Raw genomic sequence first — 13,216 nt, 5'->3', positions numbered from 1 at the left:
ATTCAAAAAAATATTAAAAATTCAGATTTCAGAATAAAATTTGAAACTTTGAACTTTAAACTTTAAACAAGGAGAGAGATGTCAGAAAGTTTAGTGGTGCCAACAATGGCAGAAATGCTTGCCGAAGGAAAACAACCAGAAGTTTTGTTTTGGGTAGGTTGCGCAGGAAGTTTTGATGATAGAGCAAAAAAAATTACTAAAGCATTTGTACGAATCTTAAATCGTACTAATGTTTCTTTTGCAGTTTTAGGTACAGAAGAGAGTTGTACTGGAGATCCTGCAAAAAGAGCTGGAAATGAATTTTTGTTTCAAATGCAAGCCATGATGAATATCGAGGTTTTGAACGCTTATGAAGCAAAAAAAATTGTTACAGCTTGTCCGCACTGTTTTAATACTTTAAAAAATGAATATCCTGAATTAGGAGGTAATTACGAAGTTATTCATCATACAGAATTTTTGAAATCATTAATTGATGATGGAAGATTAACTGTTGAAGGCGGACAATTTAAAGGTAAAAAAATTACTTTCCATGATCCTTGTTATTTAGGAAGAGCAAATAAAGTTTACGAAGCACCAAGAGATTTAATTCAGAAATTAGACGTTGAATTAGTTGAAATGAAACGCTCTAAAGCAAATGGTTTATGTTGTGGAGCTGGTGGAGCGCAAATGTTTAAAGATGCTGAACCTGGAAACAAAGAAGTAAACGTTTTACGTACAGAAGATGCACTAGAAGTAAAACCAGATATTATTGCAGCTGGTTGTCCGTTCTGTAATACGATGTTAACAGATGGAATTAAACATCAAGAAAAAGAAGGACAGGTTAAAGTTTTGGATATCGCTGAATTAATAGCGAATGCGCAAGATTTATAATTTGAGGTTCAAAGAGACAAAAATGCAAAGTTTCAAAGATTATTAACTTGAAACTTTAAACCTGAAACAAAAAAACAAAAAGAGAAAAAATGTATATACCTTTTGAAAATTTACCAGGTGAATCTAGAGTCTGGATTTACCAATCGAACAGAAAATTTTCTGAGGAAGAGTTTTCTGAAATCGAAACAGATTTAAAAGCTTTTGTAGAGCAATGGGCGGCGCATGGAACAAGTCTTGAAGCTTCATTTTTGCTTAAATACAATCGTTTTATAATATTAGCCGTAAATCAAGATGTTCAGGCTGCTACAGGATGTTCTATTGATAGTTCGGTAGAATTTATACAAAGTTTAGAGAAAAAGTACAATGTCGATTTATTAGACAAAATGAACGTTACTTTTAAACTTGGAGAACATATCGCACACAAACCATTAATTGATTTCAAGAAAATGGTAAAAGATAAATCAGTTTCTGAGAATACTATTGTTTTCAATAATTTGGTAAACAATATCGAAGAATTCAACGAATCATGGGAAGTTCCCGCTGCTGACAGTTGGCACAGCAGATTTTTCTAAAAAGATTTATAAATTATTTAAAAGGCATGAAATTTAGATTTTATGCCTTTTGTGGTTTTAATACTTTTCTAAATTAAATCCGACAGTTTTTTTAAGACATGTAGGGTTTCGTTTGTCTTGCTTCTATAAATATTTATTAACTGGAATTAATGTAATTTTGTCAAAAATCTAACAATTTAAAAGCTTATTTAAACGTGATTTTTGAGTATTTTCGTAGAATTAAATTTAATCCATGAAAATAGCAATTGTTTGTTATCCTACTTTTGGAGGTAGTGGTGTAGTAGCCACAGAGTTAGGTCTCGAATTAGCCAGAAGAGGACACGAAATACATTTTATCACATATAGTCAGCCAGTTAGATTGGCACTTTTAAACCCGAATGTTCATTACCATGAAGTAAATGTTCCGGAATATCCATTGTTTCATTATCAGCCTTACGAATTAGCTTTATCGAGTAAATTGGTCGATATGGTTAAACTGTACAAAATTGAGCTTCTGCACGTTCATTATGCTATTCCGCACGCTTATGCGGGATATATGGCAAAACAAATGCTGAAGAATGAAGGAATTAATCTTCCAATGATTACAACGCTTCACGGTACAGATATTACGCTTGTAGGAAATCATCCGTTTTATAAACCTGCTGTAACTTTCAGTATCAATAAGTCGGATTATGTAACTTCAGTTTCTCAGAGTTTAAAAGATGATACTTTAAAGTTATTCAAAATCAAGAATAAAATTAAAGTAATCCCAAATTTTATTGAATTAGATAAAGTCAAAAAAGATCCCAATGCACCTTGCCATCGTTATGTAATGGCAAACGAAAATGAACGTATTATTACTCATATTAGTAACTTTAGAAAAGTAAAACGTATTCCAGATATTATTAAGATTTTTTATAATGTTCAGAAAGAAATCCCAGCTAAACTGATGATGGTAGGAGATGGACCTGAAAAAGAAAAAGCTGAAATTATGTGTCAGGAATTGGGAATTTTAGACAAAGTCATTTTCTTTGGAAACAGCCATGAGATTGATAAAATCTTATGCATGACCGATTTGTTTTTGTTGCCTTCTGAAACAGAAAGTTTTGGTTTAGCAGCTTTGGAAGCAATGGCATGCGGTGTTCCAGTAATTTCGAGTAATTCTGGCGGTTTGCCTGAAGTTAATTTTGATGGTTTCTCAGGTTATTTGAGTAACGTTGGAAATGTAGAGGAAATGGCTGAAAATGCGCTTAAAATTTTAAGAGATGATGTTGTTTTAAGTCAGTTTAAAGCAAATGCTTTGGAAGTGGCTAGAAAGTTTGATATTAAAAATATCCTTCCTAAATATGAAGCTTTATATCAAAAAGCAGTTGATGATTATAAGTATGAAAAACACTAATTTTTAAAAAACGATAAATGAAAAAAGTAATTTCTGTTTTAGCAGTTTTTGTTATGGTTTCGTGTGGAGTGAAGAAAGTTGAAAATTCAAACGCATTGTATGAAGTTCTAACGAAACAATCTGATGGAGGCGGAAATATTAAGTTTTTTGAGATTTTAACGGAGCCAAACGAAATAAAAATGCTTGAAAACGATCCGCTTTTAGCTCATAAGATGAAAGATCCAGATGTTCAGGAATATAATTATGTGATTTTGAATATGGGCGAAAAAAACACAAGCGGTTATTCTATTGATGTTGAAAAAGTAGAAGAAACGGATAAAAATATTATTATCACAGTAAAAGAAAACAGTCCTGCAAAAGACGCCATGACTATGCAGGTTATTTCATATCCTTATACTGTAGTGAAAATTCATTCCAAGAAACCAATTGTTATAAATTAGGATTTCGACTTCGCTCAGTCTGATAAAATTTAATTTTCAAAAATTAAGACATAAAAAAAACCTGTCGCTTTTCAACGACAGGTTTCTTCTTACAATTATTTTTTATTTTTATTAGAATCTGAATTTAACGCCTAAACCAACGTCAAAACCAAAATTATCATCATCATAATATCCTGAACCAATTTCAGGTCTTGCATCCAAAGATAATGTAATTGGCACTTCTTTAAATCTATATTCGATACCGATATCTCCAGCAGCAAACACATAAGTTCCGCTATCATTATATCTGTAACCGTTATTGTAGTAATCGTAATCCCAAGCGGCTAAACCTCCACCGACACCGGCGTACCAGTTAAAACCTCCATCGATGTTCCAAACCCATTGGTAAAGAGCAACTCCTTTTACAGCATCGACATCTCTGCTGTTTCTCCATCCTAAATCGAATTCAAGTCTGTTTTTTTGATTTAATCCTAATTGGTAAGATACTTCTCCTCCAAATCCGTTATTGTCTCCAAGACGTAATCCTAAAGCATGTTTCGAGATTTCCTGTGATTGAGCCGTAAATGCTAAACCAATAAGCATAATGGCAGATAATATTATTTTTTTCATAAAAATGGTTAAAATTAATTTTATTCAAATGTATAATCGTTCTTAAATTAAGAACGTATAACATTATTAGAAATTGTTATATAATTCACATTTTTTAGAAAAATATGTCATTACAAGCCCTTTAAATGCTGTTTTATTTCAGAATTATGGATGAAATGAGCTGATTACTAAGAGTATCCTCCATTTCAAAAAGATTTTCTTCTTCAGAAAAATTACTGGCTTTGTAAGAAAATAACTTCCAACGTTTTTTATGGTATTCCAATGCAGTTAAATTTTCTACCCAATCTCCAGAATTAAGATATAATGTTGAACCATGTTTGTTTTCTTTGGTCACGATTTTTGGTTCATGGATATGCCCGCAGATTACATAGTCGTAGTTTTTTTCAATTGCCAAATCGGTTGCTGTAGTTTCGAAATCAGAAATGAATTTTACTGCTTTTTTTACGCTTGCTTTGATTTTTTTAGAAAAAGAATAAGGTTCTCGACCCAATTTTGCCAAACACCAATTTGCAAATCGGTTCATTAAAATTAAGTAATCGTAACCTAAACCGCCCAGTTTTGCAATCCATTTTGAATGCTGAACAGATGCGTCAAAAACATCTCCGTGAAAAATCCAGGCTTTTTTATCGTCTAATTCTAAAACTAATTTATCAACCAGAGCAAAATTTCCCATATTCATATCACTGAATTTCCTAAGTATTTCGTCATGATTTCCAGTAATATAATAGACTTTTGTTCCTTTAGAAGCCATTCCGATTATGCGTTGAATAACTCGCAAATGTGCTTTTGGGAAGTAAGATTTACGAAATTGCCAAGCATCAATTATATCGCCATTTAAGACTAAAGTTTTAGGTTTAATGCTTGAAAGATAGTTGTTTAATTCTTTTGCGTGACTTCCGTAGGTTCCCAAATGGACATCAGAAAGAATGACCAATTCGACATTTCTTTTTTTCAATTTTTCTTGATTTGAAGTTTTACAAATGAAAGAAAATTTGAGAGGTTTGATTTTATTAAAAGGTTATCAAAAAGAGGATAATTTTACCAAATTGTAATTTTTATTCCATTTAATGTTTCGTTAATAATACCAGTTTTAAATTTTTTAATTTAATTCATAAAACTTACATTTGCTCAAAACAAAATACAATGGCAGGAAATAGCTTCGGCACACTATATAAAGTAACAACATTTGGAGAATCTCACGGTGAAGCTTTAGGCGGAATTATTGATGGGTGTCCTCCAGGAATACAACTAGATTTTGAAGCAATTGAAGTAGATATGGCTCGTAGAAAGCCTGGTCAGTCAGCAATTGTTACACAAAGAAAAGAACCAGACAGTGTTCAGTTTTTGTCTGGAATTTTCGAAGGAAAAACTACTGGAACTCCAATTGGTTTTATTATTCCAAATACCAATCAGAAATCAGACGATTATTCTCATATAAAAGATAATTACAGACCAAGCCATGCTGATTATGTTTACGATCAAAAATACGGTTTGCGTGATTACCGCGGCGGAGGAAGAAGTTCTGCAAGAGAAACTGCAAGTAGAGTAGTAGCGGGTGCAATTGCAAAGCAAATGTTGCCAGAAATTAAAATCAATGCTTATGTTTCTTCTGTTGGTCCAATTCATTTAGATACGCCTTATCAAGAATTGGATTTTTCTAAGATAGAAAGTAATCCTGTTCGTTGTCCAGATGAAAAGTCGGCGGCGATTATGGAAGAATATATTCGTGATATTCGTAAACAAGGTGATACCGTTGGAGGTGTTGTAACTTGTGTAATTCAAAATGTTCCAGTTGGTTTGGGAGAACCAGTTTTCGATAAACTTCATGCAGAGTTAGGAAAAGCAATGCTTTCTATTAATGCTGTAAAAGGTTTTGAATACGGAAGTGGTTTTTCAGGTTCTGAAATGAAAGGAAGTGAACATAATGATTTATACAATCCTGACGGAACTACAAAAACTAATCTTTCTGGTGGAATTCAAGGAGGAATCAGCAACGGAATGGATATTTATTTCAGAGTAGCTTTTAAACCTGTGGCAACAATTATGCAGACTCAGGATTCATTAGATAATAAAGGTAACATTACACCAATGACAGGAAAAGGACGTCATGATCCATGTGTAGTGCCTCGCGCAGTGCCAATCGTAGAAGCGATGGCAGCAATTGTTTTGGCTGATTTTTACTTAATCAACAAAACATATTAATAAAAGGTAAGACAGTGAGGGTCTTATATTTTAATAATTAAAACAAAAATTAATGCAAGAAGTTACAGAAACTAAAAAACAATCATTTCTTTCGGGATTAACAGGGCAAATTATAATTGCAATGGTTCTTGGAGCCATTTTAGGAATTATATTGCATAATACCATTTCACCTGAAGCGGCTCAGTTATTTAGTGGCAAAATAAAAATGTTAGCAACCATTTTTATTCGTTTGGTGCAAATGATTATTTCTCCTCTAGTTTTTACCACTTTAGTTGTGGGAATTGCAAAATTAGGAGATATTAAAACTGTTGGAAGAATTGGAGGAAAAGCTATTGGGTGGTTTTTTACGGCTTCATTCATTTCTCTTTTAATCGGATTATTTTACGTAAATATTTTACAGCCAGGTGTTGGTCTAAAATTAGATCACGTTGATATGGCGGCAGCTTCTGAAGTTACAGGTAAAACACAAAATCTTTCTTTTGACAATTTCGTTGAGCATATTGTGCCAAAAAGTATTGTTGAAGCAATGGCTACTAATGAAATTCTACAGATTGTAGTTTTTTCTATTTTCTTCGGATTAGCAGCAGCTTCTTTAGGACCAACTGTAAAACCAATCATAGGTGCTTTCGATAAACTTTCGCATATCGTTTTGAAAATGGTAAACTATGTAATGAAATTTGCTCCAATTGGAGTATTTGGTGCAATTGCAGGTGTTTTTGCTATACGTGATGCTGAAGAATTGGTTATTACGTACTTTAAATTTTTCGGTTCATTTTTAATTGGAATCAGTACGTTGTGGATAATTTTGATCGCAATAGGGTATATTTTCCTTAAGGGAAGAATGACAGAATTATTAAGACGCATTACTGGACCTTTAGCAATTGCTTTTGGAACAACAAGTAGTGAAGCTGTATTTCCTAAATTAACAGAAGAATTGGAAGGTTTTGGAGTAAAAGATAAAATCGTTTCATTTATGTTGCCTCTTGGTTATTCGTTTAACCTTGACGGAAGTATGATGTACATGACTTTTGCAAGTATTTTTATTGCTCAGTTTTACAATGTACATTTGGATTTAGGGACTCAAATGGCAATGCTTTTGGTTTTAATGTTAACTAGTAAAGGTATTGCTGGTGTGCCAAGAGCAAGTTTGGTTGTGGTAGCCGCAACATGTGGTATGTTCGATATTCCAATTGAAGGTATTGCTTTGATCTTACCAATTGATCACTTTTGTGACATGTTTAGAAGTGCAACCAATGTTTTAGGAAATGCTCTAGCTACTTCTGTTGTCGGACAATGGGAGGAAAATAAAGAATAGATTTAGTTGCTAAGATGGTTTAATTTTTTATCTTAGACGCCTAAATAACAATTGACAAGCTGTGTTTTTTTATGAAATACAGCTTTTTTTTATTTTAAAGTGTATATTTGATAAAACTAGCCGATTAATGCCCCAAATACGGATTTTTTTACTTCTATTTTTTGGTCTGAATTGCTATGACAGTTCAGCAATATCGTCATCTAAATGTAATGAGGATCCAAAAATTGATAAGCTTGTTAAAAAAGCACTTTTAAACTTTAGAGAAGCAAATTTCGAAAAATCACTTGTAATTTCGAGAAATGCATTAAATGCAGCAACAGCAATAAAAGATTACTGCTTAATTTCAAGATCATACAATATAATCGCGGCTAATTTCAATGAGTTGTCAGATATTGATAAAGCCATTTTCTTCTATAAGAAAGCATTGTATTATGCAGATAAAACCAATAATGATTCTTTAAAATGCAATCTCTACAATAATTTAGGGAATATGTATTGTTTTGAAAAGAAACAATTTGATATTGGGATTAGGTATTATAAGAAATCAGTTGCTTATAGTTTAAAAATCAATGATTTGAAAGAGGTTTATTTTACCAATGTAAATATTGCTTGGGCATACTTCGATATTAAAAATTATAAACAGGGTTACCTTTTTCTGAAATATGTAAATAGTACTAAGAAAAAATACAGCGACGGATCTACAGAGGTTATTGTGGATATGCTTAATGGTATTTATGCAAGTTCTCAAAATGATGATAAAGCAGCAAATGCTTACTTTTTAAGTGCTATAGAATCAGGGAAAAGATGCCAGGAAAAGACAGATTTGTCTAATGCCTATTTAGAGTATTCAAAATTTTTGAATAAAATTAATAAGCATAGAGAAGCTTATGATGCTCTTGTTAATCATTACAATCTATTAGAGGAGCTTTATAATGTTAGAAAACTTAAAAAAGCATCTTTGGCAGGAGTGAGTCTTGAATTAGACGAATACAAACGACAAATTGATAAAGTAGAAGGCGAAAAAGTAGAACAATCTCAAAGTCTTAGAAAATCTAAAATTATTGTAATTCTGTTTGTTTTGATTTCTTTAATCCTTTTGATTTTAATTATCACTTTAGTAAAGAACATTCGATACAAGAAAAAACACAATTTGGAGCTTCTTGAAGCAAAAGAAATAGCAGAAGAAGCTTCTCTTCTTAAAACTCAGTTTATTTCAACGATAAGCCACGAATTACGCACACCGCTTTATGGAGTTGTTGGAATTACCAATATGCTTTTAGAAGAACATAAGGAAATTTCTAGAAGCCAGCATTTAAGTTCTTTAAAATTCTCTGCGAGATATTTATTATCTCTTGTAAATGATATTCTTCAAATTAATAAAATCGAGGAAAATAAAATAGTACTTGAAAATTTAACTTTTAATATTTCAGACGAAATTACCGTCATCAAAAACTCGCTTTCATTTCTTTCTCAGAAAAATAACAACAGAATTTCGATCGATATTGATCCTGAAATTCCTGAATATTTGATTGGAGATAAGCTTCGTCTGGCTCAAATTTTAATGAACTTGGTAAGTAATGCATTGAAATTTACCAAAGACGGACAAGTTGAAATTATCGTGAATTTGAGCAAAGTAGAAGGGAAACTTTATTATCTAGATTTCTTAATAAAAGACAATGGCGTTGGAATTGCAGTTGTAGATCAAAGTAAAATTTTCGAAAAATTTGTTCAGGTTGGAAGAAAAGATGAAGATTATCAAGGAACTGGTTTAGGTCTTAGTATCGTAAAAAGATTGCTTGGCCTTTTTGGAAGTACAATTACCTTAGACAGTGATCTTGGAAAAGGAACTTCTTTTTCGTTTACAATAGCTTTTGAGCATGATTTAGCCAAAACAAAAAGTATTATCGATGAAATTGAAGTTGATTTAACTTCAAGTGAGATTTATAAAATTTTAGTGGTTGAAGATAATCTTATTAATCAGCTTGTAACAAAGAAAATTATTGAAAAGAATAATTACACTTGTAAAGTGGTTGATGATGGATATGAGGCATTAAAAATCCTTGAAAACGAAGAATTTGATTTGATTTTAATGGATATCAATATGCCATTAATAAACGGATTTGAAACAACAAAAAGAATTCGCCTTCTCGGAATTGAAACTCCAATTGTAGCTTTAACGGCTTTTGATAAAGATGAAATTACAGACGAAGCTATTTCATCAGGTATGAATGATATTATTATTAAGCCTTTTGAACCGGTTAAATTATTTAAAATAATTAATTTTTTAATAAACGAAAAAAACGCTGTTTAGTACCAGCGTTTTTTGTTTTTCTTAGCGTTTGTTGATTTTCTCGATTTATGAGCTCCACCGCTTCTGTTTGAATTTTTCGGTTTTTCTCCAGCTTCTGGGCTTCCAGAATGCCATGGATACGGATGATCTGAAATGATTTTTACATCTACTTTTATTAATTTCTTAATATCTTTCCAGTATGGTTCTTCATCTTTTCCGCAGAAAGAAATTGCAATACCGCCATTTCCAGCGCGACCTGTACGGCCAATACGGTGGACGTAAGTTTCAGGAATATTCGGCAAATCAAAATTGATTACATAAGGCAATTGTTCAATATCAATTCCTCGCGCTGCAATATCAGTTGCAACCAAAACTCCAACTTCTTTATTTTTAAAAGCATCCAAAACACGCTGTCTGGCGTTTTGCGATTTGTCTCCGTGAATCGCTTCAGCAGGAATATCTTTCTTTCGAAGTGCTTTTACGACATTATCAGCACCATGTTTTGTTCTCGAAAAAACAAGTACGTTTGATAAATTTTGTTCTTTAATTAAAGTGTATAATAAGTTTCTTTTTTCGGTTTTATCAACAAAATATACACGTTGTTCTACATTTTCGGCAGTAGATGAGACGGGAGAAACTTCTACTTTTTCTGGATCTTGAAGAAACATTTCTGCAAGTTCGCGGATTGCAATTGGCATTGTTGCAGAAAAAAGTAAAGTTTGTCTGTTTTTAGGAGTCAGTTTTACGATTTTTTTTACATCGTTTATAAAACCCATATCCAGCATTTGATCGGCTTCGTCAAGAACTAAAGTATGCAGATGATTCAAATCAAGAAAACCTTGTTTATGAAGGTCAAGCAAACGTCCAGGAGTCGCAACTAAAATATCAACGCCATTTTTTAAAGCGTCAACTTGCGGATTTTGGGAAACACCTCCAAAAATAGTCAGTTGTGTTAAATTGGTATATTTTGCGTAAGTATCAAAGCTCTGGCCAATTTGTACTGCAAGTTCGCGAGTAGGCGTTACTACAAGTGCACGAATTACTTTTGCTTTTTTTGATGAACCTACAATGCGGTGTAATTGATGTATAATTGGAATGGCAAATGCAGCCGTTTTTCCTGTTCCTGTCTGCGCGCAGCCAATTAAATCACGGCCTTCTAAAACAACAGGAATTGATTTTTCCTGAATCGGAGTCGGATTTAAATAGCCTTCTTCAAATACGGCTCTTTGTATACTTTTTGAAAGGGATAGATCTTCGAATAACATATCTTTGGTATTAAGTATTTTAGTTTTAATTACTAAAATGCTGTGCAAAGATATGTTTATTCGTTCAATCGTTTGTTTGAATTTGCTTTTATTTGGCAAACAAGCTTTAGAACTTATTCTGTTAGAAGCTCTAAATTCGAGTTTGTTCTATGTTTGCTTTAATAAAATCGGTTACTAAATAACCAATTAATTTTCCAATTAAATTGTTGTTTGGAGAATTGTCTAAATCTGGAGCTCCTTCGCAAATATGCAAATAAGCCGCGTTTTTGTGTTCTGCGAAAAAAGAAACAAATTGCCTCAATTCTTCTACAGAAAAACCGCTTATTGTCATAGCGCTGCTTGCAATGTTTGGAATGGCATCTAAGTCAATTTCAATTCCAAAAGCATCATTCTTAATAAAATCTAAAGCAGTAATCATTTCGCGATTAAAATCTTTTTCCTTTCTGATATTAACGCTATCGTAAGTATTGTAGCGAACGCGGTCTTCTAGTTTTTTGATAATATCTAAAACGCTTTTTGAAGTATAATTTTCGTGAAGACCAAAAATGAAGTATTTTTTCAGGAAACCTTCCTCGTATGCATACGAAAATCCGTTTCCGCTATGGCGGCCTTCTAAAATTCTAAAATCAGAATGTGCATCAAAATTGATAGCATTTACAGGTTTTCCTTTCGCTAAAGCGGCACCTTTAATATTTCCGTAAGCATTATTATGTCCTCCACCAATAATAATTGGTGTTTTTCCAGCTTTAATAATTGTAAAAATAATGTGAGATACTTCTTTATCTATTTTTTCGACAAGTTGGCTTAATTTTGATCGATCGTCAACGTCGTTAAAATCTAGGTTTTCTACCTCACGCATTTCATCAGCAACATCAATATGTCCTAGAATAATAATATTGCTTCCTTTACAAAAGCGGTTATGCTGAATGTTTGCAATACTTTTGATCGCACATTGCCATGCAGAAGCCGCTCCAGGTCTTCCGTAATTAGCGCGGACGCCAATATCTTCAGGAATTCCTAAAAGCACATATTTAGCTTCACTTTCTTTAAGAAAATCGATTTTATCAGCCCCTGGAGGAATGACAATCATTTTTTCTCCAAACTTTATTTCACCACTTCTGTGATTTGTGATTTTTGCTAAATCATTTATAGTGAAAGGGATTAATTTTTCCATGAAAAAAATTTATTTTCCAAAAATAATATAATTGTAGAAACTTACGTTATTACCTTATATTAATTCTTAAATTTGTTATTAAAGAAAATTTTTTAAAATATGGAAAACCCAAAGAACAACAATTCAAGTCTAAAGGCGGTAATCGCGGTTTTAGCAGTCCTACTTATTGGTAGCTTAGTGTATATTTTTAAATTATCTTCTGATACAGAGGTAGTTAAAACAGAACTTACGACAACTTTGACAGAGAAAGAATCTGTGATGAAAGATTTGCAGGAGTTAAAAGCGACTTATGACGCTGCAATCGCTGAAAACACTTCGATGTCAGACGAATTAATCCAAGAGAGAGACAAAGTAGTTGCTTTAATGGATGATTTGAACAAGTCTAAAGGAGATGTTTCTAAATACAGATCTCAAGTTCAGGCAATGCAAAGCAAAATGAAAACTTTAGTTGCTGAAAATGACGAGTTGAAAAAACAAAATGGTGTTTTAACAACTCAAAGAGATAGTACTATTGTGGTTTTAGGAGAATCAAAAAAATACAATGAAGTATTAGTTGGTCAAAACGAAGAGTTAGCTAAAACTGTAGAAAGAGGTTCTAAATTATCAGTTTTAAATACTAAAACTTCAGCTTACAAATTGAAAAGCTCAGGAAAACAAGTTGAAACAGATAAAGCAAGTCGTGCAGACATCTTAAAAGTTAGTTTTACAATTGCTGAAAACCAAATTGCAAAATCTGGTGATAAAACTTATTATGTACAGGTAATTGATGCTAAAAACAATGTTTTAGGCGAAAAGAAAACAGAAAGCTTTGGAGATAATTCATTAACTTACAGCTTTAAAACTACAGTAAAATACGAAAACAAAAGCGTTAATGTAAGTGAAGATCTTCCTGGAAAAGATTTCGCAAAAGGAACTTACTTCATCAATATCTTTGATAACGACGAATTGGTTTCTAAAACTAGTTTCAGCTTAAGATAATCAGCCGAAGGAAAAATACCACTTAAGATATTAAAGGTCTGTGATTTCACAGACCTTTTTTATGGACTAATCTGAATGGTTTTATTGTTGCTTTTATAAAGAAACGGGCTAAACAATATGTTT

General features: G+C 32.3%; 12 protein-coding genes. 8 read left to right on the top strand and 4 right to left on the bottom strand.

Features of this window, described 5'->3' with window-relative positions:
- The first annotated feature begins 78 nt into the window (after positions 1–78).
- The 4 genes from OD917_RS00210 (at position 79) to OD917_RS00195 (ending at position 3,260) form a co-directional block, all read left to right on the top strand.
- Positions 79–870, top strand: a complete 792-nt coding sequence (locus OD917_RS00210; protein WP_111285254.1) for a (Fe-S)-binding protein — start codon at positions 79–81, stop codon at positions 868–870.
- Positions 871–959: 89 nt separating this feature from the next.
- On the top strand, positions 960–1,442 hold the full coding sequence (locus OD917_RS00205; protein ID WP_057116491.1) for a hypothetical protein: 483 nt from the start codon (positions 960–962) through the stop codon (positions 1,440–1,442).
- Between the two features lie 232 nt (positions 1,443–1,674).
- Entirely contained in the window at positions 1,675–2,820 is a 1,146-nt protein-coding gene (gene bshA, locus OD917_RS00200) for an N-acetyl-alpha-D-glucosaminyl L-malate synthase BshA (RefSeq protein WP_263521536.1), read from the top strand.
- A gap of 17 nt (positions 2,821–2,837) precedes the next feature.
- Entirely contained in the window at positions 2,838–3,260 is a 423-nt protein-coding gene (locus OD917_RS00195; RefSeq protein WP_263521535.1) for a protease complex subunit PrcB family protein, read from the top strand.
- Positions 3,261–3,371: 111 nt separating this feature from the next.
- On the opposite strand, the gene OD917_RS00190 is transcribed toward OD917_RS00195, so the two are convergent.
- Together OD917_RS00190 and OD917_RS00185 are read right to left on the bottom strand one after the other, a co-directional pair.
- Complete coding sequence (locus tag OD917_RS00190; RefSeq protein WP_111285248.1) at positions 3,372–3,869, bottom strand: hypothetical protein; 498 nt, start codon at positions 3,867–3,869, stop codon at positions 3,372–3,374.
- A gap of 133 nt (positions 3,870–4,002) precedes the next feature.
- Positions 4,003–4,824 (bottom strand): UDP-2,3-diacylglucosamine diphosphatase, encoded by an 822-nt coding sequence (locus OD917_RS00185; protein WP_111285246.1) that lies wholly within the window; start codon positions 4,822–4,824, stop codon positions 4,003–4,005.
- Between the two features lie 188 nt (positions 4,825–5,012).
- On the opposite strand from OD917_RS00185, the gene aroC reads away from it, so the two are divergent.
- From aroC to OD917_RS00170, 3 genes are all read left to right on the top strand, one after another.
- Complete coding sequence (gene aroC, locus OD917_RS00180; RefSeq protein WP_111285244.1) at positions 5,013–6,071, top strand: chorismate synthase; 1,059 nt, start codon at positions 5,013–5,015, stop codon at positions 6,069–6,071.
- A 52-nt stretch (positions 6,072–6,123) separates the two neighbouring features.
- A complete protein-coding gene (locus OD917_RS00175; RefSeq protein ID WP_263521534.1) occupies positions 6,124–7,386 on the top strand; it encodes a dicarboxylate/amino acid:cation symporter in 1,263 nt (420 codons plus the stop codon).
- A 127-nt stretch (positions 7,387–7,513) separates the two neighbouring features.
- A complete protein-coding gene (locus OD917_RS00170) occupies positions 7,514–9,697 on the top strand; it encodes a response regulator (protein ID WP_263521533.1) in 2,184 nt (727 codons plus the stop codon).
- Here OD917_RS00170 and OD917_RS00165 read toward each other — a convergent pair.
- Entirely contained in the window at positions 9,694–10,941 is a 1,248-nt protein-coding gene (locus OD917_RS00165; RefSeq protein WP_263521532.1) for a DEAD/DEAH box helicase, read from the bottom strand. The genes OD917_RS00170 and OD917_RS00165 overlap by 4 nt on opposite strands.
- Positions 10,942–11,071: 130 nt before the next feature.
- Positions 11,072–12,115, bottom strand: coding sequence for a formimidoylglutamase (locus OD917_RS00160; protein ID WP_263521531.1), 1,044 nt, complete (start codon positions 12,113–12,115; stop codon positions 11,072–11,074).
- Between the two features lie 99 nt (positions 12,116–12,214).
- On the opposite strand from OD917_RS00160, the gene OD917_RS00155 reads away from it, so the two are divergent.
- Positions 12,215–13,093 (top strand): hypothetical protein, encoded by an 879-nt coding sequence (locus tag OD917_RS00155; RefSeq protein ID WP_263521530.1) that lies wholly within the window; start codon positions 12,215–12,217, stop codon positions 13,091–13,093.
- Positions 13,094–13,216: the final 123 nt, after the last annotated feature.

This window comes from Flavobacterium sp. SH_e, from assembly GCF_025717045.1.
In the GTDB taxonomy this organism is placed as follows: Bacteria; Bacteroidota; Bacteroidia; order Flavobacteriales; family Flavobacteriaceae; genus Flavobacterium.
Note: the sequence above shows the minus strand (reverse complement) of the source record. Positions and strands in the feature narration are given on the sequence as shown.